The 25,827-nt window shown below is 48.3% G+C and carries 21 protein-coding genes; 11 read left to right on the top strand and 10 right to left on the bottom strand.

Going from position 1 to position 25,827, the window contains the following annotated elements; translation table 11 throughout:
• Positions 1–171: 171 nt before the first annotated feature.
• The 3 genes from CAP50_RS11345 to cspE all read left to right on the top strand — a co-directional run bounded on the left by CAP50_RS11345 (position 172) and on the right by cspE (position 1,830).
• Positions 172–654: a hypothetical protein gene (locus tag CAP50_RS11345; RefSeq protein ID WP_100750060.1), complete on the top strand. Its 483-nt coding sequence runs from the start codon at positions 172–174 to the stop codon at positions 652–654.
• A 310-nt stretch (positions 655–964) separates the two neighbouring features.
• Complete coding sequence (locus tag CAP50_RS11340; protein WP_100750059.1) at positions 965–1,387, top strand: YbaN family protein; 423 nt, start codon at positions 965–967, stop codon at positions 1,385–1,387.
• A gap of 233 nt (positions 1,388–1,620) precedes the next feature.
• Positions 1,621–1,830 (top strand): transcription antiterminator/RNA stability regulator CspE, encoded by a 210-nt coding sequence (gene cspE, locus CAP50_RS11335; RefSeq protein WP_025644841.1) that lies wholly within the window; start codon positions 1,621–1,623, stop codon positions 1,828–1,830.
• Positions 1,831–2,036: 206 nt separating this feature from the next.
• On the opposite strand, the gene CAP50_RS11330 is transcribed toward cspE, so the two are convergent.
• Entirely contained in the window at positions 2,037–3,122 is a 1,086-nt protein-coding gene (locus CAP50_RS11330) for a YeiH family protein (RefSeq protein WP_100750058.1), read from the bottom strand.
• A gap of 283 nt (positions 3,123–3,405) precedes the next feature.
• Here CAP50_RS11330 and CAP50_RS11325 point away from each other — a divergent pair, with 283 nt between their 5' ends.
• Positions 3,406–4,341, top strand: a complete 936-nt coding sequence (locus CAP50_RS11325; protein ID WP_075100363.1) for a LysR substrate-binding domain-containing protein — start codon at positions 3,406–3,408, stop codon at positions 4,339–4,341.
• Positions 4,342–4,472: 131 nt separating this feature from the next.
• Here the strand turns inward: CAP50_RS11325 and CAP50_RS11320 are convergent, their stop codons facing one another.
• Positions 4,473–4,934 carry a universal stress protein gene (locus CAP50_RS11320; protein ID WP_075100364.1) on the bottom strand — a complete coding sequence of 154 codons (462 nt, stop codon included), beginning with the start codon at positions 4,932–4,934 and terminating at the stop codon, positions 4,473–4,475.
• 99 nt (positions 4,935–5,033) lie between these two features.
• A complete protein-coding gene (locus CAP50_RS11315) occupies positions 5,034–5,495 on the bottom strand; it encodes a universal stress protein (protein WP_075100365.1) in 462 nt (153 codons plus the stop codon).
• A gap of 304 nt (positions 5,496–5,799) precedes the next feature.
• On the opposite strand from CAP50_RS11315, the gene CAP50_RS11310 reads away from it, so the two are divergent.
• Entirely contained in the window at positions 5,800–8,877 is a 3,078-nt protein-coding gene (locus tag CAP50_RS11310; RefSeq protein WP_100750057.1) for an insulinase family protein, read from the top strand.
• A 126-nt stretch (positions 8,878–9,003) separates the two neighbouring features.
• Here the strand turns inward: CAP50_RS11310 and CAP50_RS11305 are convergent, their stop codons facing one another.
• Positions 9,004–9,567, bottom strand: coding sequence for an NUDIX hydrolase (locus tag CAP50_RS11305; protein WP_075100367.1), 564 nt, complete (start codon positions 9,565–9,567; stop codon positions 9,004–9,006).
• Positions 9,568–10,095: 528 nt separating this feature from the next.
• Here CAP50_RS11305 and CAP50_RS11300 point away from each other — a divergent pair.
• On the top strand, positions 10,096–10,833 hold the full coding sequence (locus tag CAP50_RS11300) for an NUDIX hydrolase (RefSeq protein WP_100750056.1): 738 nt from the start codon (positions 10,096–10,098) through the stop codon (positions 10,831–10,833).
• A gap of 32 nt (positions 10,834–10,865) precedes the next feature.
• On the opposite strand, the gene CAP50_RS11295 is transcribed toward CAP50_RS11300, so the two are convergent.
• From CAP50_RS11295 to nhaA, 3 genes are all read right to left on the bottom strand, one after another.
• Positions 10,866–12,224, bottom strand: coding sequence for an oxygenase MpaB family protein (locus CAP50_RS11295; protein WP_100750055.1), 1,359 nt, complete (start codon positions 12,222–12,224; stop codon positions 10,866–10,868).
• A gap of 40 nt (positions 12,225–12,264) precedes the next feature.
• Positions 12,265–12,846: a DUF2799 domain-containing protein gene (locus CAP50_RS11290; RefSeq protein ID WP_172953127.1), complete on the bottom strand. Its 582-nt coding sequence runs from the start codon at positions 12,844–12,846 to the stop codon at positions 12,265–12,267.
• A 218-nt stretch (positions 12,847–13,064) separates the two neighbouring features.
• On the bottom strand, positions 13,065–14,270 hold the full coding sequence (gene nhaA, locus CAP50_RS11285) for a Na+/H+ antiporter NhaA (RefSeq protein WP_075100370.1): 1,206 nt from the start codon (positions 14,268–14,270) through the stop codon (positions 13,065–13,067).
• Positions 14,271–14,768: 498 nt separating this feature from the next.
• On the opposite strand from nhaA, the gene CAP50_RS11280 reads away from it, so the two are divergent.
• The 3 genes from CAP50_RS11280 (at position 14,769) to CAP50_RS11270 (ending at position 17,141) form a co-directional block, all read left to right on the top strand.
• Positions 14,769–15,524, top strand: a complete 756-nt coding sequence (locus CAP50_RS11280; RefSeq protein ID WP_075100371.1) for a TSUP family transporter — start codon at positions 14,769–14,771, stop codon at positions 15,522–15,524.
• A 268-nt stretch (positions 15,525–15,792) separates the two neighbouring features.
• A complete protein-coding gene (locus CAP50_RS11275; protein ID WP_100750054.1) occupies positions 15,793–16,314 on the top strand; it encodes a helix-turn-helix domain-containing protein in 522 nt (173 codons plus the stop codon).
• Positions 16,215–17,141 (top strand): IS3 family transposase, encoded by a 927-nt coding sequence (locus CAP50_RS11270; protein ID WP_153045446.1) that lies wholly within the window; start codon positions 16,215–16,217, stop codon positions 17,139–17,141. Before CAP50_RS11275 ends, CAP50_RS11270 begins: the two co-directional genes overlap by 100 nt.
• Before the next feature lie 79 nt (positions 17,142–17,220).
• Here CAP50_RS11270 and CAP50_RS11265 read toward each other — a convergent pair whose 3' ends face one another.
• The 3 genes from CAP50_RS11265 to radC all read right to left on the bottom strand — a co-directional run bounded on the left by CAP50_RS11265 (position 17,221) and on the right by radC (position 23,290).
• Positions 17,221–18,597, bottom strand: a complete 1,377-nt coding sequence (locus CAP50_RS11265) for a dicarboxylate/amino acid:cation symporter (protein WP_100750052.1) — start codon at positions 18,595–18,597, stop codon at positions 17,221–17,223.
• Positions 18,598–19,233: 636 nt separating this feature from the next.
• The gene (locus CAP50_RS11260; protein ID WP_100750051.1) at positions 19,234–22,314 is read right to left on the bottom strand and encodes an acyl-CoA dehydrogenase; all 3,081 of its coding nucleotides are present in this window, start codon (positions 22,312–22,314) and stop codon (positions 19,234–19,236) included.
• Between the two features lie 292 nt (positions 22,315–22,606).
• Positions 22,607–23,290 carry a RadC family protein gene (radC, locus tag CAP50_RS11255; RefSeq protein ID WP_100750050.1) on the bottom strand — a complete coding sequence of 228 codons (684 nt, stop codon included), beginning with the start codon at positions 23,288–23,290 and terminating at the stop codon, positions 22,607–22,609.
• A gap of 141 nt (positions 23,291–23,431) precedes the next feature.
• On the opposite strand from radC, the gene coaBC reads away from it, so the two are divergent.
• Positions 23,432–24,829: a bifunctional phosphopantothenoylcysteine decarboxylase/phosphopantothenate--cysteine ligase CoaBC gene (gene coaBC, locus CAP50_RS11250; RefSeq protein WP_100750104.1), complete on the top strand. Its 1,398-nt coding sequence runs from the start codon at positions 23,432–23,434 to the stop codon at positions 24,827–24,829.
• Between the two features lie 107 nt (positions 24,830–24,936).
• Positions 24,937–25,710 carry a sulfite exporter TauE/SafE family protein gene (locus CAP50_RS11245; protein ID WP_100750049.1) on the top strand — a complete coding sequence of 258 codons (774 nt, stop codon included), beginning with the start codon at positions 24,937–24,939 and terminating at the stop codon, positions 25,708–25,710.
• The last annotated feature ends 117 nt before the right edge of the window (positions 25,711–25,827 follow it).

Below are 25,827 nucleotides of genomic sequence, written 5' to 3'. Positions count from 1 at the left end.
TGTCACAATTGTGATGGCGTTTTTTTTGTGAATATTGTTAATGCTCATTCTCATGTTTCGACCAATGTGCCATGATTAAAGAGTGATATGCTATCTGTCTTAAAGTGCTAAGGTAAACCATTTATATAACTTTTATAACCCATCAACTCACTCATAACTAAAGGACGAGCCATGAGCCATTATCTTAAGATTACCGCTGCCATGCTAGGCGGCGCGTTGTTTTTATCCGGCTGTGCCAGTACTGGCATGTCGCCATCACACCCAAACGATCAGGTCAATAATACCTACCAGTTGCCACAACAGATCTACGACGGCTATTGGGCGATGACAGCAGGGATGGGAGGTCAAGCTGCTGTAGTCAACTTTCGCCGAGATGGCACAAGTTACAACTATCGCTTTAAATGCTATACCGACGGTAGCTATCAGCAAGCGGCCGTAGAAAAATATAACCTAAAGCCCAACCGTACCGCAGTAGGGCTACAATACGAAAACGAGCCAGTTTTCTCCCAAGTTAAGGTCATAAAGCTGACACCCAAACAAACGCTGGTACTAAACCAAAGCTTTAGCGACCCCGAGTTGCAGCAAGCCTATCCAAATGGTCAAGAGTTCACTTACACCTACAAGCCAACCTTAGAGCCAGTGTGCTTATTGTAATGACGCTATAGATATTGCTAAGTAGATAGATGGTTAATCCATTTATATGACACATGTGTTAAAGACCGCTATCAATAAGGCAGCGGTCTTTTTGATTTATTTGCGATAGGGAGATAGACTCAATTTACCCAATCACTAACCAAACATACCGATTGATAGCAAAACCCTCATAAAAATAGTCTTGTAGCATATCTCCTGATACGGCATCCTTAGTGAGTTCTATAAGCCGCCGTCTTTGTCATAAATTTGCCGGCCAAAACCTGACTATCTGACACTATCCAACGATATCCATTATCCAACGACACCCTTTATGAGCCAAAAAAAGCACTTCTACTACCGCCCAAAGACCAATCAGCACCACAGCCCGACAGTGCGTTGGACATTTGTCATATTAGGCTGGTTGTTTTTTGTGCTGGGTATTATCGGCATCTTGCTACCCGTGATGCCGACTGCGCCTTTTATATTACTGGCGGCAGGGTGCTGGGCGCGTAGCTCGCGGCGCTTTCATTTTTGGCTAATCAATCACAAATACTTTGGCAAATACGTCCGTGATTGGGAAGAAAATCATGCAGTACCGCTTTATGCTAAGTGGCTTGCGACCATCATGATGGCGATATCGACTGCCATGTTGTTTTATCGTCTGCCCGCTGATATGACATGGGCGGCATGGCTGGTAGCACTGGTCTGTAGCGGGGTTATCGTCTATTTGTTTCGTCTACCAAATGCCAAATAAAGTCGCCAATATAGGGCAATAGTTAAGTCCAGTTACATAAAACCTGAGATAAGGCTTGCGATACTAGGATGTTCCCCTTATAATACATCCAAGCTTAAGAGCAGTTCTGCACCAAATCATTACCTCGTAGTATTAGTTATAATCCTTCGTTTTAATATTTATCGTTCAGTAGCTATTTGCAAGCGTTATCGGTCTATTAGACCACAAATAAATTAAATATCAGGGTTATGACTATGTCAGACGTTCAAAAAGGTACAGTTAAGTGGTTCAACGAAGCTAAAGGTTTTGGTTTCATCGCTCCAGAAAACGGCGCAGACGTTTTCGCTCATTACAGCGAAATCTCAGGCTCAGGCTTCAAAACTTTGGCTGAAGGCCAAGAAGTTGAGTTCACTGTAACTCAAGGCCAAAAAGGCCCACAAGCACACAACATCGTTGCTATCTAATTTGTCTTTTATAGATAAATAAAGCAAGATAAAAAAACGAACCTTTTGGTTCGTTTTTTTTCGTCTGTAGTTAAGGATCGTAAGTTATGGGGTCATAGATAGTTGTCATTTATGATGGTTATTATCGCTTATGCAGACGAGCAATAAAAAAGACCAATGACTTCACTATCGTTGGCATCTCTAGTTTTAGGTAAATGAGCTGTAAGTTAACCGAATGAGCTGATAGCGATATTGATTACTCCGCCGCCGAGCAGCAACCAAGCAAACATCACTGCTCCTAAAATCAGCGGCTTGACGCCAGCTTGTTTGATGGCGCTCATATGTGTGGTTAAGCCTAACGCAAACATCGCCATCGTCAGCATCACATCATCTAGCATCACCATACTTTGCTCAAAGCCATCGGACATCGGTATCCAAGTGTGCAACAGCACCACCAAGATAAAGATAAAAGCAAACCAAGGGACATTCACTTGTCGCACACGGCTCATTAGGGAAGGTTTTTCAGCTTGGCCGCTACCAGATGAGGTCAAGGCAAAGGATAAAATAAGCAAAAATGGCGCGAGCATCATGACCCGTATCATTTTGGTGACGACAGCGGTATTGCCGACCTCGGTGCTCACCGCGTTACCCGCGACCACCACTTGCGCCACCTCATGAATGGTGGAGCCGGTATAAATACCGTATTGCTGAGCGTCGAGCCACGGTTGCAGCCAGCCAAGATGGTATAAAAATGGATAAAGCAGCATAGCGATGGTGCCAAATACTACTACCGTCGCCACAGCGATCGTCACCTTGTGCGCTTCGGCCTTGACCACAGGCTCTGCAGCGATGATTGCCGCCGCTCCGCAAATGCTAGCCCCTGAGCCGATCAGTAGTGTCGTTTGCTTATCGACCTTTAGCCATCTGGTACCGAGCCAGTAAGTCAATAGAAATGTCGAGGTCAAGACCAGAGCGTCGGTCATGATCGCTGGCATTCCAACGCTGGAGACTTGTGTCAAGGTCAGCTTAAAGCCATAAAAGATAATGGCCAGACGCAATATTTGCCCCTTAGCAAAGGCCACGCCCATCTGTAAGCGCTCCGCGAACTGCGGGTAGACGGTATTGCCCAGTACCATGCCAAGCAATATCGCCAGCGTCAACGGAGAGAGGCCAACGATACGGCCATTTGACCAACTATCGATGCTGGCATCCAACCACAAGCACAGCAAACTACCAAAGAACACCACCAGCAGCCCTGCTAAGTGGCGGTTGCGCGGGCGATAGTGATTCATTGACTGTGTAAAAGCATACATGGCTCGTCGTCCTCATGGCTATAATCAAAATAAGCATAAGCTTATGAGTAGACAGTATAAGACAAGCCAACTTATAATAAAAACAGATTAATAAGATAGAAATTATCGAAAATATAGGTAAGAGTGGCGTGAAAAACACCTTTATTAAAAGCAGAGGTGTCAGCTGTGACGAAGGCGTTGTTAAAACAAGCTTAGTAAAAGACAGATTGTTAAATCTGCTGTGTATTAAAAAATATAGGTCGTGTGACATGCATTTACAGACGGATATAAGGCAAGCGAGACAATGAAAAAAGCCATGCAAACGCTACCGAAGATTACCCTAAAGCAACTGGCAGTGTTTGTGAGTATTTATCAAACTGGCAGCACCAGCCGCGCCAGTGAAGCGCTACATCTCTCGCAGTCGGCCGTCAGTAGTGCGCTGAGTGAGCTGGAGGCGCGTCTGCAGATGCCATTATTTGAGCGGGTCGGACGCAGGCTCAACCAGCACCCCAATGCCCATCCTATTTATATACAAGCGCAAGCGATCTTAGAGCAGTCGTTGACGCTGGAGCATTATCATAAGTATCAAGCCGGTCAGATTCATATTGGCGCCAGCACCACCATCGGTAATTATGCCTTGCCGCCGCTGCTGGCCAAGCTGTATCAGGTGCTGCCAGACGCTCGTGTCGATATGTATATCGCCAATACGCAAGAGGTGGTGGCGGAGGTTGAGCAGTTAAATATCGATATCGCGTTGGTAGAGGGCATGCCGCGCCCCACAGATATTAAGGCCATCGAGCAGCGCGCATGGCGGACAGATACTTTGATGGTATTTGCCAAACGCGATAGCAGATGGCTGGCAGGTCTTGCAGATTATCAAGAGACTGAACGTCTGTATCATATGACTCTTACGCAGTTGGCCAAACTGCCGCTACTGGTGCGAGAGGCGGGGTCGGGCACGCGGCAGATCATCGATGAGCAGCTACTCAAACATCTGCCAGAGGCCGAGGTGATCATGGCGATTCAGCAGTCAGAGGCCATCAAGCATATGGTCAGTGCCGATATCGGTCTTGGCTGCCTATCTCAGCATGTCATCGAGGCGGAGCTGGCAGCAGGAAAGCTGGTACAAGTAAAAGTCGCAGGTATCGATCTGTCACGGACGTGGTGGTTGGTCTGGCACAAAGCCCGCCATCAAAACCCGATTTGGCAGACTTTTATAGATATGATACAAGACGATTGAGCAAATACAAAAAAGCGCGGCGTCCTAGATACACCGCGCTTTTTTAGCGTTTGAGGTTTTGAGCGTGACTATTTGCGCGTTACGGTTTGAGCGCTATTGTTTGAGCACCATTAAGTAACGTGTTATTGGCGCTACTTGGATACGGGTTTGTCGAGTCTTACGACCAAACTGTCGCATGGGACGTTGGGCAGGATATTGTCCGCCGTAGCACCGCTGATCCACGCGGCGATGCCTGTGCGTTTGTGCCGACCGATGACCAAGAGATCGACGTCGTGTTTGTGGCAATAATTGACGATGCCTTCGCTGCTAGAGATGGCGGTGGTCACTTGCGAGTTGACGGCGTCTAGCTCATTACGCGCCAAAAACTGCGCCAGCTTTGCCCGTGCTTCTTGGCAGCGCTCATCATCAATCTCATCGTATAAGCTCGAGGCGGGGACCAACTCATAACCAAAACCGACCATGGTGTCTTTGACGATATGCAGTACGGATAGCTTAGCGCCCGGGCGGTTATCGACGATACGTTTGGCCTTTTGTGCGACGATATCGGCATCAGAGAGTAAGTCGGTGACCAGTAGTATGTGTTCGTAACTCATAGCGTCTTCCTCATGTCAGATAGTATTTACTATAGCACTACTACAGAGCGCTGTTAAGTCGTCATCAGGTGTCATCACACAGATGACGCAGGCGGCGTATTACTCTGCAAAGGGCTGGTCGAGCTTGACCACCAAGCTGTCGCAAGGAATGTTTGGCAAGATACTGTCGGCCGTCGCTTTGGCCAACCATGCGGCGATACCATGACGCTCATGGCGGCCGATGATGAGCAAGTCGACTTGATGGTCGCGGCAATAATTGACGATGCCCTTACTGTTTGAGATGGCAGATGTCACCTCAGAGTTGACCGCATGCAGCTCATTACGCGCCAAAAACTGCGCCAGTTTTTCTCGTGCTTCTTGCCAGTGCTCGCCATCGACATCGCCTGATAGGCTGGAGGCTGGCACCAGCTCAAAGCCAAAGCGCACCATGTCGTCCTCGACGATATGCAATACAGACAGCCTCGCTTCAGGAGAGCCTGCAAGGATACGTTTGGCCTTGAGTGCGACGGCATCTGCATCAGACAACAAGTCGGTAACCAGTAAAATATGTTGATAGCCCATCATCCGCTCCTATTAAGACGTTTATTTTATAGTAGCAGTGGTGGCGGTGTTTGTTAAGGGTTAAATCCATTATTTTATTATGGATATTCCCAGATAGACAATCTTTATAATCTCCTAAGTCATTTAGCATTTAACAGACAGCCCATGAGGCTTTGTTGATCAAGCGACTGACAAAACGACCTGTCAATCGACTCATAAAGAGAAGGGGCGACGTAGAATATTAACGCTCAGATCGCTTGACTTATCAAAACAGCAGCCCCATCTACTACGGCACCCTATGTATTATAATTTGATAAGGATCACTATGACTGACACGCCATTTATCGCCGATCTAACGCTCCATCCAGCGTTTGAGTTGATTGAGCATCGCCATATCGAGGCGTTGTCAATGGACGTGCTGATCAGTCAGCATGTCAAAACCGGCGCGATGCATTATCATTTGGCGCACCCAAGTGATGAAAACGCCTTTTTGGTGGGCTTTCGTACTCAGCCGATGGACTCAAAGGGTGAGGCACATATCTTGGAGCATGTGGCACTGTGCGGCTCGGCAAGGTTTCCGGTTCGTGATCCGTTTTTTTCGATGATTAAGCGCTCATTAAATACCTTTATGAACGCCATGACCGCGGCCGACTGGACAGCGTATCCGTATGCCACACAAAATAAAAACGATTACTTCAATTTGCTGGCGGTGTATCTTGATGCGTCGTTTTTCCCCAATATTCATCCGCTTGATTTTGCTCAAGAAGGTATCCGCGTAGAATTGGACGAAAATGATAAACCGCAGTTTAAGGGTATTGTCTTTAATGAGATGAAAGGTGCGATGAGCGGCGAGATCGACCAGCTCTATCATACGGTCGCTCATCATTTATTCCCAACGACCACTTATCATTATAACTCGGGCGGTGATCCTGCGGACATTCCTGATTTGACCCACGCCGAGCTCGTTGAGTTCCATCAAAGCCATTATCATCCATCAAACAGCGTGATTATGAGCTTTGGTAATATTTCGGTCGCCGAGACCCAAGCGAAAATCCATAACGATGCTTTGAGCCAGTTTGAAGCGGGTAAAAAACACGTCTCATGTCCAGAGCAGCGCCTGCCTGCGCCGATCAGCGCGGTCGACACTTATACGGCTGACGAAGCGGGCCCTGACCAAACCCATCATGTGGTGGCGTGGCTGCTGCCATCGATCACCGATCCCAAGCAGCGTCTGGCTTTGCGTCTGCTAGAAGGCGTGTTGGTCGAGCATGCTGGCTCGCCATTACGTGCGTATCTCGACAGTCATCCGCTTGGCAAAGCGCCAAGTCCGCTATTGGGACTCGATGACAGCCATTATGAGATGGTATTTTATACCGGTCTACGTGGCTCCAACCCTGAGCATGCCGAGGCAGTAGAGCAGGGTATTATGGATTTACTGACTGAAGTGGCCAGTAAACCGATCGATGATGATACGATTGAGACCATTTTGCATCAGATCGAGATCGATCAGCGCCATATCGGCGGCGATAGTATCCCTTATGGTTTAAATTTGATGCTCGAAGGCTTTAGCACGGCCATTCATGATGGCAATCCGATTGACGTCTGGGAAGTGGATGAGCATTTGCAGTGGCTGCGTGAGCAAGTAAAAGACGCGCAGTGGCTACCAAACCTTATCAAAACCCATCTGCTCGACAATCAGCACCGTGTGCGCGTGACGCTAACGCCAGATAGCGAAAAATCAGCGCGCCTTGCTGCAGCAGAGCAGACCCGTCTCGATACCATCGCGATGGACTTGAGCGCTGATGATAAAGCCATCTTAAAACAGCAAGCCCTTGATTTGGCAGCGCGGCAAGCAGCGCCTGATGATTTAAGTCTGTTGCCAAAAGTCGGACTGGAGGATGTCCCGACCGATATCAGCTTTAAGCAAGGCACGCAAAAACAAGTGCGCCTAAGCGGGCAAGACAGTACGCTATTTGAATATGAAGCGGGCACCAACGGCTTGTATTATTACCAAGTGATTGTGCCGTTGACCGATGCCATTGGCAATCAGGACACCAGCAGCCTGCCTGTGAACGAGGTGATCAATCATCCACTGTTACCGATTTATTTAAGCCTACTATCAGAGCTGGGTACTGACTCGATGAGTGCTCATGAGATGCAGGCCAAGCAAGCGGCGCATTCTTCTGGTGTGACGGCGCGTATAAGCCAGCGTACCAGTATCGATGATAGCCAAACGATCAGCAGTTATTTTGTGGTGGCGACCCGTGCGCTCAACCGCAAGCCTGAGGCGATTGATTTGCTCAAAGAGGTCATGGAGCATAGCGTCTTTAGCGAGCATGACCGTATCAAAGAGATTTTGCAGCAGCGTCAAGCGGGCTGGCAGTCGAATTTGGCTGGCTCTGGGCATTCTTATGCCATGCAAACCGCCAGCCGCGGTATGAGCCGTCAAGCGCAGCTTGAGTATGTGCGTAGTGGCTTGCCTGCACTAAACGCGCTAAAAGACTTTTTGGCGCATGCCAGTGATGATGACACGCAGTGGGATAAATTGGCAACCAGCCTGATGGACTTGCACCAGCGTGTGATCAGCTTGCCCAAGCATTCCGTGATCATTTGTGAAGCTGAGCAAACCGAGCGCTTAAGTAACTTAATCGTTGATAGCTGGAAAAACAGCCAAGCGCCAGCGCTTGCTGCGCAATTAAATGACTCTGATGCGACTATCGAAGACACTATCCCAAGTGAGTTTGCCGAGCTGCACCTTGCGGCAGCGTTAAATGGCGAGACAGACGCCATTAAGACACGAGAGAGCGGCACCATGCTCGATGTTGAGGACTTGGCATGGCTGGTACCGACCAACGTCTATCATAATGCCAGCGCTTATCGTGTGCCAGCGGCCGATCATCCTGATACCGCCGCTTTGATGGTATTAGCGCCATATCTGCGCAATGGCTACTTACACAGCGCCATCCGTGAGCGCGGCGGTGCTTACGGCGGCGGCGCAGGCTATGACGCCAATGCCTGCGCTTTTAAATTCTTTAGCTACCGCGACCCGCAGTGTGCTGAGACTTTTGCGCATTTTGAGGCCAGTATTGAGTGGCTACTAAATGAGCCGCAGACCGATGAGCAGCTAGAAGAAGCCATCTTAGGTATCATCTCGGGTATGGATAAGCCAGGCTCTCCAGCTGGCGAGGCGGTCAAAGCCTGCTTTGCTGATCTGCACCATCGCGGTGCTGACTGGCAACGTAAGATGCGCGCTGCCATATTGGATGTGACGGTGGCGGACCTACAGCGTGTGGCCAAGCAATACCTGCAAGGGCAACAGCATGTACGTGCAGTACTAGCGCCTTATGATAAAGAAGAAGCCGTGCGAAACCTCGGCTTTAACGTTTGCAAAATAAAGAGCTAATGGTATTTTTTGAATAAAGACCAATCTGTCACTGTAAGCATTTATGAAGCAGACAATACTAGGTTATTGTCTGCTTTTATAGTTTGTGGTAAAAAGACTGATGGTTGAGCCAACGTTTAAAGGCGTTTAAAAACGTTTGATACTCAAGTCTTTGCCAATCATATCCTGATGAATAGGAAACTCAGACAATTGACTGAACTGCTGGCGATCGGCAAAGTAGCTTCGTAAAGTGCGGCGCACCGCTTCAAAGGCGAGACTATCCCACGGGATGTCTTCTTCGCTAAACAGCGCACAGTCAAGGCTTTCAGAGCCGACACCATACGCACCGTCTTTGAGATCGGCCAAATAAATCGAGTATATCTGTCCGATGTCTGGCAGATCATAGATACAGTACAGATGAGGGTTTAACACCACCGCATCCGCTTCTTCGTAGCTCTCACGCGCGGCGCCCTCTGCCATGGTTTCCCCATTTTCCATAAAGCCTGCCGGTATCGTCCAAAGACCGTATTGCGGCTCTATCGCGCGGCGGCATAGCAGCACTCTGTCTTTATGTACGACCAGCGACCCACAGATGACTTTTGGGTTTTCGTAGTGAATATAGTTGCAATTTGGGCATACCAAACGCGGCATATTATCCGTGGCTGGTATTTTTCGTTCTGCTTGATGACCGCATTGGAGACAATAGCGCATATCAACTGCCTTTATAAATGTAGTAAGCGTAAGAGATAAAGAGTCAGTATTCCTAATGGCAAAAACACCCCGTCATGGTCAGGCGCGCACGCTCTTCATACGTTGGTTTTTGTGTGTGCTATCAGGATACCGGTAAAGCGGTGCTGCAAGATGTTATTCTAATAAGCAAGCACCGCCTTAAGATAGCACACATTTTGCTCGTAGCGCAGCATGATAACAGTAACGCTGCATATCGCTGGCGGGTCATAGTCTGATAAATGACAGCAAAGCCCGTGGTATCGTGGCATCGTGGCAAGCCATCATTGCCGTTTGTCATAAGCGGTCACGCTAACCCATAAAACACATTGACTTATAAAAACAATACGCGGCGCCTGTCTGTCGATACGATTTGAGACGTTCATGGCAAACACCTCATGACGAATACCTCCTGACAAATGAACAGTCACACAAATAGCATGCAGCTGCATGAAGAGTACGCTAGTCTACAGCTAGTCACGCCACATATTGATAAAAACATAGGGCAAGATCATGTTACTCCCTTCCCAGACTGTGCAGTTAGATGAGCAGTCAGTTGCTATACCACCTTTTATTCGCTATCCGACACTCAGGCAATTGACCGAGCGGGTTCAGCAAGAGACGTTAAATGCGTTGGCCGATTCAGCGCTGCATACCGCGCAGCAAAGCTCTCGCAGCGCGCGTGTCTTAGACAGTCTATACCAGACGCCCATTGCCGATGCTTCGATACTGGTGGCCATCACCCATGAGCGCCATCCCAAGCTGCTTTTGACGCGCCGCGCCGCGCACATGAATAGCCATGCAGGCGAAGTCTCTTGCGCTGGCGGTAAATACGAGATAGGGGATGGTAATAATGTCGTCACAGCGCTACGTGAGGCCTGTGAAGAGACGGCACTCCCGCCCAACAAGGTGCAGTTAATCGGTCAGCTACCCATTCAGACCTCCAAAAGCGGCATGAGCGTGCGCCCAATCGTGGCTTTGATTGCGCCTGATTTGGTACTGGTACCTGAAATCGGTGAGATATCACGTATTTTTTGGGCAGATTTTGAGGCGTTACTCACGCAGCCTACCGTTGAGTATGCGATAGAATATGCCATGCAAGATCAGGTGGCGACGATACTTACGCCCAGCTGGCAGGTCGATGGCGAGACGGTCTGGGGGCTGACAGGCCGCGTCATTGCCAGCTTATTAGAGACAGCTTTTGATCGGCAGTTAGAATGGTATTACCGCGTGCAAGACAGCCGATTGTAAGATTGTAATGAGCTGAGCCGACAGCTGCTGCGTCATTGATAATAGGCGTCGTTTTTCTTGAGCCACCAGTTCATATTGTCTTGACGTTTGGCGCGAAAGGCTTCTAGTTTGGCGGCTACCGTTTGGTTGTGCTGACGGGCGGTATCGAGCGCAAACAAAATAGGCACGGAAGATAAGACACCAAACCGAAGCTTCGATTTTGGTAGCGCTAAGCCGTCCCCGATATCATCACCGACCAGAGTACGTGTCACACTGGCATTGACCATCTCTACAAAACGTCCGCGGCGATTGTCTTCGCCCATCAGTTGCCGCGGCAGATCGTGTAGGGCTTTTGCTAAAGGTCGTCCCATCTCAAAGTCTAGCTGTTGAATGGACAAGTAAGTGTAGAGCCACTCCCAGCAGGCGGCCTCATCCTTTGGCAGGCGCTCTAAGTCCACACCCATCCAGTAACTGGCAAGATTCCATAAATGCAAAATCCCCTCGGCCTCCTCGCTACTGATACGCGCGCCAAGCAGCCGTAGCCCGCGCATAATCAGTAACGAGAACTGCAGATGAGTGGCAATCATATCAGTTTGGTTGATCGGTACACCCCAATAAGCAGTGTTCCAGCTGCCATCGGGGTTGCGATGCTGATCGGCCTCTGTGACGACGCCTTTTGCCGCGTTGTTTTTGCCGCTGAGCAAGTTTTGCCGTACGAGCGTGTGAATCTGCCGCACCTGAATAGACTGACGCCAACCCTCAGAGCCGATCGCCAAAATGCTATCGATAGGCACTCGTGCGCGCGGCATACGTGTGCTTGTTTTGGGCAATAATGGATGCTCAGAGACAGCCAAAATATAAGCATAAGTGCGCATGAGTCTTGGCAGGGCATCGTGCATCAACGCGCCGGTTTGGATCAGTGGCAGCGATAGGGCAGGGATGCTATAACCTGCCATCAATGCCACATTTCGTAGCAGCCAAATCAGCATCAGCGGATAGCGCCGATAGGCGACGGCCCCAGTCTGTGCAAGCTGTGGGTCAAACCAAGTAGGATGATCGCTAAACTGCTCAGCCAGTGCACAAAAGGACGGATGAGCTGCGAGTTTACTGTCGGTTTTGTTATCGAGGATAAGCTGCTGTAAGGGTTTGGCAAAACGCAGGCCGTCAGCTGCGAGCGTATCTGTCAGGGGGTCGCCGATGTCGTAGCCTGCGACCATCTCCTCTAATAAATCTTGCGAGATGACAAAATCTTTGGGCAGCAAATAGCGTTTGATCCGCTTTAAGACCTGTAGGTCATCATGATGATCATCAATCGCTGTGGTACGCCCATGACGCTGATACGATGCAAAGGTAGGTTGGCTCGGTTTGGACGCGCGCGCTGGCTGTGTCTGCGCTGTGTTGTTTGGATCCATAGGTAGCAAATGCCTTTATTGGTAGGCTTTTTATTATGGCCTAATATTTAGACGTGTGGTTGAGCATATCGAGCTGCCTTTGTGTGTCATCGAGGCGACGTTTGATCGACCCAAGCTCATCGGCCAAAAACAACAGCCGTTTGCGAGCGTCTTTTTCGTTGGCAAAGTCTAGCATCGCGCCGCTCTCAAGCTGATCAAACTCTGCTTGATACTCATCTAATAGGCGTCTGTCTGTGTCGAGCTGGTTGTCTAGACGATAGTAGGCTAGGCCGTGCTGATTGGCCTGTTGAAGGTGGTTTACCATAGCAGCAGGGCAGACGTTGTTTAACCTGCGCCCGCGGCGACCGACATTGTAAGCATTGGTGCTCGTACAGTATTGCTGCAGACCAAGCTTGCGGCCGCGCTCCCACGCAAGATAATCAGGGGTCACATGCGCTTTGGCACAGGCTTTGCTGTGTGAGGCGAGGCGCTCTGAGGAGTAGCCTGCCACGCCATCGTTATAGCCTATCGTTTGCCAATCACCGATCAGGCATTGTTGTTTGGAGAGAGTCGCGCATGATAGTAAAAACATACTGCCAAGGATAGGCAGACTAAGCGATATAGGTCTGATAAGTCCTTGCATGGTCATCTCCTAAAACTGCTGATATCAGTTGCGCCCAGTGTGCATCTAGATGTCACGAGGCGAGGTGTCATTGCGCTTACTGCCTTTATCCAAACATGGCTTGTTGTGCTGGTTTTTCTAAGGTTATTGTTTTTTACTGTTAAGGCTTAAAGAAGAAAGCAGTGAGCTATTTGTTGGCTAAATAACCGCAAAATAGCTCGCCTTCTTCTGATGATGGATTATGGCTGAGGCCGTGTCAAATCGACTGAGGTGCCACTGACGTTATCTTTTAGGCTAACTTTTAGCATTAGGTAACCTGCAATCCCAGAGACGATAGAGCCCATGATGATGCCTAGACGCTCATCAAATAACGCGGTGTCGCCTGCAAAAGCAAGGCCCCCGATAAATAAGCTCATGGTAAAACCCACACCGCAAAGCAACGCAGCACCATAAATTTGCTTATAATTCATGCCCTTTGGCATGGTTGAGATACCCAGCTTAAAGATTAACCAGCACATCGCCATGACACCCAACTGCTTACCGATAAATAGACCGGCGGCAATCCCCAGCGGTACAGAGTGAAACAGCTCTGCAAAACCTGCGCCTTTGAGTGAGATGCCTGAGTTGGCAAAGGCAAATAGAGGCAAAATACCAAAAGCCACGGTATTGTGTAGGTCGTGCTCTAGCTCTTCGACAGGGGAGTGCTCAGGGTCAGTGCGATCAAACATAGGAATAAACAACGCCAACACCACGCCTGCTAATGTCGCATGGATACCCGACTTAAGGACGGCAATCCACATGATGACGCCGATGAGCAGGTAGGGGGTGATACTGGTCACGTTGCGACGGTTTAGCAAATACAAAAATGGCAAGCATAGCCCTGCAAAGGCCAATGACTCAAGGGATAGTTCGCTGGTATAAAACAAGGCAATGATCAAAATCGCGCCGATATCATCAAAAATAGCAATCGATACCAAAAATACTTTGAGGGAGTTTGGGACGCGACTGCCAAGTAGGCTTAAGATACCGAGGGCAAAAGCAATATCTGTGGCGGCAGGAATGGCCCAACCTTTCCAAAACTCAGGCTCGCTATAGTTAAAGAGCAGATAGACTGCAGCGGGCATGATCATCCCGCCGATGGCCGCGCCTGCTGGCAAAATGATTTGTTTGACATTGGACAGCTCACCGATGAGCACTTCACGCTTGAGCTCAAGGCCGACCAAAAAAAAGAAAATCGCCATCAGGCCGTCATTGATCCAATGATGGGCGTCTTTGGCAATCGCAAAATCACCGATTTGAATGGCAACAGGGGCATGGATAAAGCCTTCATACCACGTACTCAAAGGGGAGTTGGCAATGATCATTGCAGCAATGGCAGCCAGTGCTAACACGATGCCGCCTGCTGCCTCAAATTCAAAAAATGCCTTAATCCTTCGTATTGCCATATTACCCTCATTTCCTAAATACAAATTACTAAAAACGAATTGCCAAACAATTCAATAACCTCAAATATCGATGCGGCCGCTTAGCGCGCCATACAAACAGACAGCAACAGTTTCTCATACTCTGATTCATATAGACAACAAAATACGTCAACCCAAAGTCATAAGCACATCTTGCTATATCCACAATAGCGATATTATAACGATGATAACACTGGTAAATATAGTGATAAGTCGTTACTGACTATCCAGCGAGCGTCACTATCTTTAGCCCATCTAAATGACTATCGATTGAATCGAGGGCATGTCTTAGACAAATCTAGCAGACTTTTTTACGTTTTTGGCTTTTTTTACGTTTTTATCTTTATAATGAGCGTCACTCTACAGTGCCACTTACGGTTATAAATGTGTCAGCAGGTCAGTGTATCTGCTGACAGGTAGCGGTACATACAGCCTCAATATCGAGGCTGATTTTTCTTATCAATTTTGCAGGTCAGCGTCATGGACTTATCCCTCTCTATCGAGATCATCTTAATGCTTACGGCGGTGGCCGCAATAGCCGGTTTTATCGATGCCATTGCAGGCGGCGGTGGACTACTCACCATACCAGCCATGCTACTTGCCAATATCCCGCCAGTGCTCACGCTTGGCACCAACAAGCTACAAGCCGCCTCGGGTGCGCTAGCGGCCTCGATTACGATGATAAAAAAAGGCGTCATCAATCCTAAAAGTATAAAGGTGGCGATTGTCGGGGCTTTTATTGGCTCAGTCATCGGTACCATCGCTGTACAGATGTCGCCGCCGGATCTACTCGAAAAGCTGATTCCGTTTTTGATTGCCGCTATTGGGATTTATACTTTGTTTGCGCCTAAGCTTGGCGAGGTGGAAGCGGCGCCGCGTATCTCAGAGGGCAAGTGGCAAAAAATTGTGGCGCCATTGATTGGGTTTTATGATGGGTATATCGGGCCAGGGACGGGCATGTTTTTTGCGCTGGGTAATGTGGCGCTACGTGGTCGGCAGATCATCGAGGCAACAGGCGCGGCTAAGGTTTTGAACTTATCGACCAATATTGGCTCGCTGATTTTTTTTATTTTGGGCGGTAATGTGTTGTGGAAAGTCGGTCTGGCAATGATGGTCGGACAAACGATAGGGGCGTATTTTGGCTCGCATATGGTGGTCAAAGGGGGAAGCAAGCTGATTCGTCCTGTCATCGTGCTGGTCTGCCTTGCTATGATTACCAAGTATGTGATTGGCTAACGCAAGCTATAGTAGATTTAATTTAAAAATGTTATAGCGCTACTGGTATAAATTTCCTTGCGTGCTGTATACACAGAGGCTGCGCAGCCTACGTTTAAAAACAGCATCCCAGTAGCGCTTTGGAACTTATGACAGTTTTGTTTTCAACTGACTATATGATTTATTGAGTATCGATGCAGCCTGTTTATAGGCAGTGCAGCCATAAAAAAACCTCAGCCCATCTTTGAACTGACCCCCATAAGTTGGACACAACTTATGGGGTATTTTTATGCGTTATAATCTAGACTTTAAGCTTCAAGTCATCGCATACTATATGCAAGGACATACTGGTCGTGCTACAGCTGAGGAATTTAACCTAGATAATAAGATAGTCATCAAATGGGTTAAGCAATATCAAAGCGGTGGTATCGATGCTATCAAACCAAAGACCAGCAAAGCCTACTATAGTCGCGAGTTTAAACACAAAGTGCTTACAACGATGCTTAGCCAAGGCTTGAGTCAATCTGAGGTAGCACTGAGATTTAACATCAGCTCACCGGCTTTAATTAGTCATTGGCACAAAGCATATCGGCAACAAGGCATGTCTGGATTAACATCTAAACCTAAAGGTAGAATCGCCATGAGTAAACCCTTTATCACAGACAAGCTAGATGAAGAAAAGAGCTTAGCAGAGCTTAAGCGTGAGAATGAATACCTACGTGCGGAGAACGCCTACCTAAAAAAGCTGGATGCCTTGCTCAAACAGAAGAGGAAACAAGCTTTGAGAAAGCAAGGCTCATCGAAGAGTTGAGGAATAAGTACAGTTTAACAGCCCTACTTAAAGCTGCTGGTATGCCTAAAAGCGTCTTTTACTATCATAGAGCAAAGCTTGGTGATAAAGACAAGCATGCTGACTTAAAACAGCGTATTACTAAGTTGTATCACCAGCATAAAGGCAGGTACGGCTATCGCAGGATAACGGCAGCGCTAAAGCAGTTAGGCAGTCATCATAACCACAAGCTCATCGCTAAGCTTATGCGTCATTTAAACTTAAGCGCACGGATTCGACGACAAAGGTATCGCTCTTATAAAGGCGTACAAGGTAAGATTGCAAAGAACTACTTAAAGCGCCAGTTTCATACAGATCGACCGAACATACGCTGGCTTACTGATATTACTGAGTTTAAGGTAGGTGATGATAAGCTGTATTTATCACCGATACTTGATTGTTATAACAATGAGATCATCAGCTATACGCTCTCCAAGCGGCCGACTTATGATTTAGTGAGCAAGATGCTAGATAAGGCGTTAGATAAGATAGATACGCACCAGAACAACCGTTTAATACTGCATTCAGATCAAGGCTGGCATTATCAGATGAGACCGTTTAGTAAGGCGCTTAAACAGCACGGTATTAAGCAAAGCATGAGCAGAAAAGGCAACTGCTTGGATAATGCATTAATGGAGGGGTTTTTCGGAACGCTTAAGTGCGAGACGATCTATATTGAGAAACCAAAATCGATTGAGCAGTTAGAACAACAGATTCATGAGTATATGCATTATTACAATAATGAGCGTATTCAACTCAAATTAAAAGGACTGAGTCCTGTTAAGTACAGAACTCAGTCCTTGTTTTAAACTAAACCGTCCAATATTTGGGGGTCAGTTCATCTTTCGGCTGAGGTTTTTATGATTGAATAAATAAATGCTTTATCGATTAGCGGCGACGATCAATATCATCGTATTCACTACCCATAATGCCATCACTAAATACTTGAGAGAACTCACGCTCATTGTCTTCATCGATGTGACCATCAAAGACGTCTTTGGTGCCTGCCGCAGGATCGTTGTAGATGGCGATGTCCATTTTTTCTTCAGATTTTGCCACGATTGCTGTCACTGCTGCATCGCCGCCGACGTTGACCGCCGTACGCAGCATATCAAGGATACGATCCACACCCAAGATCAGCCCAATACCTTCGATAGGCAGACCGACTTGAGCAAACACCATAGACAGCATGATCAAGCCCACACCAGGAACGCCTGCGGTACCGACAGAGGCCAGCACCGACATCAAGATAACTGTCAGATACTCAGTCACACCCAAATCAATACCATAAATATTGGCAATAAAGATGGTCGCCGTACCTTGCATGATGGCCGTACCATCCATGTTGATGGTCGCCCCAAAAGGCACGGTAAACGAGGCTACTGAGTTGTTGACACCCATACGTTTGGTGACGGTACGCAGCGTGATTGGAATGGTGGCGTTCGAGCTTGAGGTACTAAAAGCAAAAATCTGTACTTCGCGCATTTTTGCCAAAAACGTCTTAATCGACAGACCAGAAAACAGCTTTAGCACGATCATCATAGTGATAAAAAAGTGGAAAGCCAGTGAGCCAATCAGTACCGCAACATAACCGAGCAATGACCAAATCAGATCTAAGCCCAGCTCCGCCATGGCTTTGGTCAATAGTGCAAAAACCCCATAAGGCGCAAGATTCATAATGATGGTCACCATCTTTAAGATGACTTCATTAATCAGCTCCAAGCTTTGTACCAACCCTTTGGCAGGTTTGCCGACCATCAAAATACTGATACCGATCAAGATGGCAAAGAAGATAATCGACAGCATGTCGCCATTTGCCATCGCACTGATGGGGTTCGACGGAATGATATTTGAAAAAACATCGAGTAGAGGTGGCGCAGACTTGGCTTCAAATGCCGCTTCTGTCTCAACCTCCATGCCTTTACCGATACCAAATAAAAACCCAAGTCCGATAGCAGTTGCAATGGCAAGTGCGGTCGTCATCATATAGATTAGAAAAGTCTTGGTACCTATGCGCCCAAGCAAACGAATATCACCAATACCGCACACCCCGCAAATCAGCGAGATAAGTACCAAAGGCACGACCAGCATTTTGAGGGAGTTGACGAATAGCTTGCCGATGATGGCTAAAAACCCGTTGGTGATATATGTACTAACAAAACCGCCCTCAGCGTTCAGCCCTGAATAGTTGATAAATAATCCCAGTATGATACCGAGCACCATGGCAACGATGATCTTGCCCGTTAGTCCCATATTTTTCCACATAAACTCTATCCTTTTATCCGCAACATTCAGTATCAAGGGTGCTACTAAACCAATGCGTTTATGATTGCCATCCTTACGCCTGATGGTGTTGCATCTGCAAAATTTTGTCTGTCATTTCATGTCAGGCTATTCGACAATATAAAATAATTGTTAAGGTTACTGCAAGATTTTTTTATGACTTAAATAATAATCTATAACTGATTAAAGGCGGTTTAAGCTTTTTTGTCAAAAAATTGGTTGAGATAATCACTTAACAAAAAATAGATCTGATGCTATAAATCGCCAAAAGCACCACAATCATTAGGCTAACGTCGCTAAAATATCGACATTTAAGCCAGCACCAACGCATTTTTGTTAAATGTCGTCATCAAAAGGGTGCGATGACCAAAAACACTCGGACAAAAAAAAGACCGCCTAACCGCGGCAGTCTTTTCTTAAAATGACAGTAATATATCAATGGTTAAGTCTCAGGCCACTGGTAAGAATCACCTCACTATAAAACATAAGTCTATTAAGATGAGAGGCTAGGTGTATTCTTAATTCTATCGATAGCTCTCTAAATAAGGACATGCGCTAATAAGCAACAGTGATTTAAACAGGCGCTTTTAAAAGGACGCTTTCTAAATAGTCCATTGCTTAGTTTTTGGTTTCCTCGCGGCGGTGTTTGTCTTGCCATGGCTCACTATCGCCTAGCTCGTCTAGGTGCTCGTCGATAGACTGCGTTTTTTGCGCCCTGTCTTTTTGATTGATTTCGTCATGACTGATTTCGTCATGACTGATGTCATCAGTATTGGCATGGTCAGTATCTATCTGGTCGGCATTGTCCGTTAGCTGGGAGCCATGCAGTTGAGTGCTGTCTGGCTCAGCGCGCTCTGAGGCTGTGCTACGATGATTGTTGCCCATACGCTCATTGAGGTGCGAGGCGGCGTCACGGTGACGTGCATCCAATGCCTCAATCTCAGGATGAGAGTCATCAAAGTCAGTCTGAGCTTGTCTTTCCTTTTGAGAGTCTTGCTCTGCGACCATTTCTACCTCACCATCAGGCTCATAGCCATGATTGGGATTATCATCGCCTGTTGGTTCATCTGCTGAGGCCTGCAAGCCTTCTGCTGCGCCCGCTGCTATGTTATTGGCTGCTGTGTCAGTGACCGTGTCGGTAGCAGACTCATCATCAGGCGCGGCGTCACTCTGAGCTTGCGCCGCCCGTTTGCGCTCAGCATAGTCAGTCAACTGATTGACCGCGTTTTCGAGCGTATGAGGGTTAAAGCGTGGCTGCGCTTGTGATAGATGCTTGTCAAAGACATCGGTCAATAGCGAATCAAAACGTATGGCATTGTATTGGATAAGCACTTCGGCTTCTTCTTCGGTGATATCTTCGTTTTGGCTGGCATAGACCACATGGTCTTCAAAGCTCAGACCGGCAAAACTGTCTTTGTGCTCTGCCTTTTTAAATTTTTGCCATAGCGGTTCGATTCCCAATAAGGTCTGATAGGCGTTTTCCATACGGCCCGTCACATCGTCTTCATCGGTGTTGTAATAGACCATGGTCTTGAGGTAATCGCGAAAAGGATTGGCCTCAAAGTCTTCCATAAAGGTATCACCGAGCTGACGTTTTAGCTCGTCGCTTGGCGGCGTAAAAATGCGGCCACTGGGGAAAGTCACAAATCCAACCAACGCTGCGGCAAAGCGATTCGGGAAGTTTTCAAAAAATGACTCAAACGCTTCTTGGATGGTGAACAGGCTATTTTGTAAAGCGACTTCGGCATGCAAACGCTCCGCTTCAGACTTGCTGCCATACTCATAAAACTGCAAGATGGCCGTCGCGATAAATAAATGACTATGAATATCAGCCAGACGCCCAGAGAGCATCTCTTTACGCTTTAGATCACCTGCGAGCAGCCCCAACGCCATATCGGCAGTCAAGGCAAAGCTGGCGCTCAAGCGGTTGATGTGCTTATAGTAAGGGCGGGTAAAGCGATCGGCAAAGCTTGGCACATGATTGCTGCCGCCGACATAGCCTGCGACAAAGGCTTTTGCCCCGCGGTTAAAGGTATAACCCAAATGCTTAAAGAATAGAGTATCAAACTCGCGGATAGCGCGGTGTTTGTCTTCGCTTTGTAGCAGTTGTAGCTCATCAAACAGATAAGGGTGGCAGCGCATCGCTCCTTGACCAAATATCATCAGTGAGCGCGTCAAGATATTGGCACCCTCAACAGTGATAGAGACAGGGATTGCCTGATAAGGTGTCGCCAAAAAGTTGCGTGGCCCCATCTGTACCGCACGGCCACCGACCACATCCATACCGTCATTGACCACTTCACGCATGGTTTCGGTGGCGTAGTATTTTGCCATGGCCGTCATGACTGATGGTGTGCCCCCTTGGTTGAGACCACAGGTGACGAGATGACGAAACGCCTCCAACATATAAGTATGACTGGCCATACGGCTGGTGGCGTCTTGTACTCCTTCAAACTTACCGACAGAGATTTTGAACTGCTCGCGGACTTTGGCAAAGGCACCGACAGACAGATAGGTCATCTCACTGGCCGACGTGGACAGAGCAGGCAAAGAGATGCCACGGCCGACGCCCAAGCACTCCATCAGCATACGCCAGCCGCGCCCCGCGTTTTCGACGCCACCGATGATATAGTCCAGCGGAATAAAGACATCCTTGCCATCGACCGTACCATTCATAAAGGGCGAGCCAATAGGATTGTGACGAGGCCCGATGACCACGCCCTCGTGATCGGCGGGAATCAGCGCACAAGTGATGCCGTAGTCGGTCTTTTTAGCATCTCCAAGCAAGCCTTCTGGATCGTGCATCTTAAAGGCTAAGCCCACGACTGTCGCAATAGGAGCCAAAGTAATCCAGCGTTTTGAGAAATTCATCCGTAGGCCGAGCACGTGCTCGCCTTCATGCCTGCCATAACACACCACACCAGTATCCGGTATCGCGCCTGCATCAGAGCCTGCTTCAGGCCCTGTCAAACCAAAGCAAGGCACTTCATCACCGCTTGCCAGTCCCGGTAGCCAGCGCTGTTTTTGCTCATCGGTACCATAATGCATGAGCAGCTCGCCTGGGCCAAGTGAGTTTGGCACCATGCAGCTCACTGCTGCTGTCGGCGAGCGTGAGGCGATTTTGCTCATCACCCGACTTTGGGCATAAGAGCTAAACGCTCGGCCGCCAAATTCTTTTGGAATAATCAAACCCAAAAAGCCATTGTCTTTGATAAATCGCCATGCCTCAGCCGAAAGCTCTTTATCCTCATGCTGAATTTTCCATTCATCAAGCATGGCGCACAGCGTCTCTACTTCGTTATCGATGAAGCTTTGCTCTTCATCTGACAGCTCTGGATAAGGATATTTGGCAAAAGTGTCCCAATTGGGCGCACCCATAAACAGCTCTTTTTCCCACCAGCTGGTGCCAGCATCCAGCGCCTCTCGCTCAGTATCGCTCATGCTGGGCATCGCACCGCCCAGCGTCTTATAGACCGGCTTGGTGATAAGGGACTGCCGCAACGGCGAGATAAGCAGTATCAAGCACAACACCGCGATTGGAATACCCAAAACAAGCGACCACGGGCTGATAACAGCAGTGATGATAACGGTGGCAAGGGCGACGATACTGCCTGTGACACGTGATAAGGACATCAAAAAGATGGCCAAGACCATGGCTAATTGAATGAATATTGCCAAAATAAATAAGCCAATTGCCATGACTGTCTCCTTTATAACGCCAAACAATAGCGTAAAAATGTGTGAATGCAGGTCAGATACATATAGTTATGGTTTTTCTGACGTGGGTCTTTAAGTGTTATTTATGGCCGTGTGTCAAAGTACTGAGAGTCAAAATACTGAGAGTCAAATCTCTACAAAAGACACAGTTAGCCATCAATATGAAACAGTTGTCGATGACTATCAATAGCGAAAGTGCTACGCTATGTCGAAAATATGTATCATAAGACGCTAGGTATGGCGATTATGGGATGACTATCGCTATTTTTATCATTTAAGAAAAAGGTGCAAAGCCGTTTTCGGCATAAGACAACGTGTTGTTGCGCCCCACGATGATATGATCCACCAATGACAAGTCGATTAGGTCGCAGGCTTTTTTTAGCTCATAGGTAAGCACATCGTCGGCAGTCGATGGGGTCGCATCGGTGTGCGGATGATTGTGGGCGATGATAAGCTGATTGGCTGCATGACTCAGCGCATGGCGCAGGACATGTTTGATACAAACAGAGCAGGAGGAGATACCGCCTGTAAACAGTATCTCAAAATTTAATAAATTGAGTGCGTTGTCCAAGCACAGTACGGCAAAGACCTCGCGGTGCTCGCCGCGAAGCTGGGTGCTGATATAGTCTTTGACCACTTGAGAGCGTCCAAGCGCTTGCCCTGTTTTTAGCTGACTGTCCAAGTAGCGTGTCCCCATCTCAAGCGAGGCCAGTATCTGGGCGTACTTGGCAGGGCCGATGCCATGGCAGGCGAGGACGGTGTCTTGCGGGGCGGCCAACAGCTCAGCGAGGCTGCCGAATTGGTCGATAAGATGCCGCGCCAGCTCGATTGCCGACTGTGACTGAGTACCCGTACGTAAAAATATCGCCAAAATCTCAGCGTCAGACAAGCTTGCTGCCCCGTGTTTGAGTAGTCTCTCACGCGGTCGGTCGTCTTCGTGCCAGTCCTTGATTGCCATTATTATTTCCTAAAAGTGCTATTTTAATAAACACGCCCGTATCGATAAATGGGCGAAATACGTAAATTTTTACCCAATTTATCTCATAATTGTTACTATAAGCGCAATTTATCTTTCCACTTTTTTATTGATGCCATGCTTATGTCCAATATTGTGCTCGCTATCACCGGCGGTATCGCCGCTTATAAATCCGCTATTTTTGCTCGCTTGCTTGTCAAAGTAGGCTTTGATGTGCGCGTCATCATGACCAGCGGCGCGCAAGCCTTTATCACGCCCCTGACCTTGCAGGCGCTGACGGGTAACGAGGTGCATATCTCTTTGCTCGATGAGCGAGCGGAGGCGGGTATGGGGCATATCGAGCTGGCAAAATGGGCAGATTTGGTCGTCATTGCGCCGGCGTCTGCCAATACTTTGGCACGCCTAGCGATGGGTATGGCGGACGATTTGCTCACCACAGTCTGTCTGGCGACGAGCGCGCCGGTGCTGATTGCGCCAGCGATGAACCAGCAGATGTGGGCACACCCTGCGGTCAATCTCAATGTACAAACCCTACGTGATATGAACTATCAAATCATCACCCCTGCCAGCGGTGAGCAAGCGTGCGGTGATGTGGGAGCCGGCCGCTTACCTGAGCCTGAGGCGCTGTTGGCCGAGGTGTTATTGTTCAATGCCATGCAAACCACGCCGCAGCTCTTGGCTGGTAAAAGAGTGGTCATTACTGCAGGGCCGACGGTCGAGGCGATCGATCCAGTGCGCTACTTGTCCAATCATTCTTCAGGGAAGATGGGCTTTGCGTTAGCGCGCGCTTGCGTGGCTGCCGGTGCCGAGGTGGTCTTGATAGCAGGTGGCAAGGTGGGTTTACCGACGCCGCTCAATGTCACGCGTATCGATGTGCTGTCTGCCGAAGAGATGTTGCTGACGGCTCAGCAGTGTGTGGCAGGTACGCATGCGGCACTGCAGTATGTGCCCGAAGAGGAGCATGAACACCATTCTGAGCATTCTCATGACCATTCGCACGAACATCACGATGACTGTGGCTGCGGTGAGACGCATGAGCACGAAGATGATCACACTCACACTCATATGCACGACCATGTCACTGATGACGAGCCTAGAGTCGCTGATATCTTTATCGCCACTGCGGCTGTCGCTGACTATCGTACCCGAGACGCGGCGCCGCAAAAAATCAAAAAAACCCAAGAGTCGATGACACTAGACTTGGTAAAAAACCCTGATATCTTAGCGACTATCTCGCTTGCGCATCCTGAGCTGTTCGTCGTGGGTTTTGCAGCAGAAACGCAAGATGTCGAGCGTTATGCACGCGGTAAGCTTGTCTCCAAAGACTTGGATTTGATTGCTTGCAATGATGTGTCTCGCGCGGATATTGGGTTTGCCAGTGATGATAACGCCATGCAAGTGTTTTTTTCCGAGCGTTATGAGCATGACAGTGTCACGTTAGAAAAAGCAAGCAAGGATAAAATCGCTGAGCAGTTGACCCGTATTATCGGTGAGACCCTCTGGCAGCGGTACGATGCTTAGTCATAGCTCAATCACGGCACAGCTATCGAGGCACAGCTATATGGTGATGTCAGAATAGTGATGCAGATCAGTTGGGTCAAATCGGGCGCTAAGGCGGTGTGGTAAGTATGATGGATGATACAAGTACCCAGACCGTATTACTGATGGCTATCTTTGCGCTAGCATCACTGCTGCATGGTATCAGTGGGCTGGGCGTCACCTTGGTCACCACCACTGCGCTTGCGAGCATGTACCCGCTGCCATACGCCATTGTACTGATTATTTTTCCATCATTACTGCTCAACGCGCTGACGTGGCTGGCGGGCGGTGGCCGTAGTATTTGGCAAAACTTTATCTATTATGGCAGACGCTACTGGCTGCTGGCGTTGACCAGTCTGCTTGGCAGTATTTTGGGTGCAAAGCTACTACTGTGGGTCGATAGCGCGTACATCTTAGTACTGCTGGCGGCGGTCATTGGCTATTATGTGGTCAGTAGCTTACTCGGTAAGCAAATCCGCCTGCCTGATACCAAGCCAGTACTGATTATCGTAGGTTTTAGTGCAGGCGTTATTGGCGGTGCGACCAACGCGATGTCGACCATCCTGATGATGTATTTGCTCTCTGCCAGCAATGATAAAAACACCATCGCCAAAGTCGGCAATATGTGTTATTTCTTAGGTAAAATCGCTCAAATCATCGTATTGCGTGAGCCAATCATGGCGCTTGGCCGTGGTGAGTGGCAGCTGATAGCGATCCTTAGCATCCTGTCTATAGCGATGCTGCTGGTTGGTATCCGCCTGCGTCGTTATTTGCCGCAAGCACGCTTTCGTCAGCTTATTTTAGTGATTCTCACTGTATTGGGGCTGCGTGTGGGCTGGCAGGGGGTGATGGCGTTTTTGTAGTCAATACGAATAAAATCGCACCATCAATAATGATGCGCTACTGGTATAAATTTTGCTTGGGTGCTGCTATCGTTCGATGCTGCGCAAAAGACCTCCCAATAGCACTGACTCGGTTTA

This window comes from Psychrobacter sp. L7 (assembly GCF_002810365.1).
In the GTDB taxonomy this organism is placed as follows: Bacteria; Pseudomonadota; Gammaproteobacteria; order Pseudomonadales; family Moraxellaceae; genus Psychrobacter; species Psychrobacter celer.
The sequence above is the reverse complement of the archived record's forward strand: the minus strand, read 5'-3'. Positions and strand labels throughout refer to the sequence as shown.

Bases quoted from the DNA above. Each gene is read 5' to 3' on its own strand.
- radC (WP_100750050.1), bottom strand. From the start codon at position 23,290: ATGGCAATCAAGGACTGGCACGAAGACGACCGACCGCGTGAGAGACTA.
- CAP50_RS11320 (WP_075100364.1), bottom strand. From the start codon at position 4,934: ATGAGTTACGAACACATACTACTGGTCACCGACTTACTCTCTGATGCC.
- CAP50_RS11325 (WP_075100363.1), top strand. From the start codon at position 3,406: ATGAAAAAAGCCATGCAAACGCTACCGAAGATTACCCTAAAGCAACTG.
- CAP50_RS11295 (WP_100750055.1), bottom strand. From the start codon at position 12,224: ATGGATCCAAACAACACAGCGCAGACACAGCCAGCGCGCGCGTCCAAA.
- CAP50_RS11260 (WP_100750051.1), bottom strand. From the start codon at position 22,314: ATGGCAATTGGCTTATTTATTTTGGCAATATTCATTCAATTAGCCATG.
- CAP50_RS11330 (WP_100750058.1), bottom strand. From the start codon at position 3,122: ATGTATGCTTTTACACAGTCAATGAATCACTATCGCCCGCGCAACCGC.
- CAP50_RS11340 (WP_100750059.1), top strand. From the start codon at position 965: ATGAGCCAAAAAAAGCACTTCTACTACCGCCCAAAGACCAATCAGCAC.
- CAP50_RS11265 (WP_100750052.1), bottom strand. From the start codon at position 18,597: ATGTGGAAAAATATGGGACTAACGGGCAAGATCATCGTTGCCATGGTG.
- cspE (WP_025644841.1), top strand. From the start codon at position 1,621: ATGTCAGACGTTCAAAAAGGTACAGTTAAGTGGTTCAACGAAGCTAAA.
- CAP50_RS11315 (WP_075100365.1), bottom strand. From the start codon at position 5,495: ATGGGCTATCAACATATTTTACTGGTTACCGACTTGTTGTCTGATGCA.
- CAP50_RS11275 (WP_100750054.1), top strand. From the start codon at position 15,793: ATGCGTTATAATCTAGACTTTAAGCTTCAAGTCATCGCATACTATATG.
- CAP50_RS11280 (WP_075100371.1), top strand. From the start codon at position 14,769: ATGGACTTATCCCTCTCTATCGAGATCATCTTAATGCTTACGGCGGTG.
- CAP50_RS11305 (WP_075100367.1), bottom strand. From the start codon at position 9,567: ATGCGCTATTGTCTCCAATGCGGTCATCAAGCAGAACGAAAAATACCA.
- nhaA (WP_075100370.1), bottom strand. From the start codon at position 14,270: ATGGCAATACGAAGGATTAAGGCATTTTTTGAATTTGAGGCAGCAGGC.
- CAP50_RS11310 (WP_100750057.1), top strand. From the start codon at position 5,800: ATGACTGACACGCCATTTATCGCCGATCTAACGCTCCATCCAGCGTTT.
- CAP50_RS11290 (WP_172953127.1), bottom strand. From the start codon at position 12,846: ATGCAAGGACTTATCAGACCTATATCGCTTAGTCTGCCTATCCTTGGC.
- CAP50_RS11345 (WP_100750060.1), top strand. From the start codon at position 172: ATGAGCCATTATCTTAAGATTACCGCTGCCATGCTAGGCGGCGCGTTG.
- CAP50_RS11245 (WP_100750049.1), top strand. From the start codon at position 24,937: ATGATGGATGATACAAGTACCCAGACCGTATTACTGATGGCTATCTTT.
- CAP50_RS11300 (WP_100750056.1), top strand. From the start codon at position 10,096: ATGTTACTCCCTTCCCAGACTGTGCAGTTAGATGAGCAGTCAGTTGCT.
- coaBC (WP_100750104.1), top strand. From the start codon at position 23,432: ATGTCCAATATTGTGCTCGCTATCACCGGCGGTATCGCCGCTTATAAA.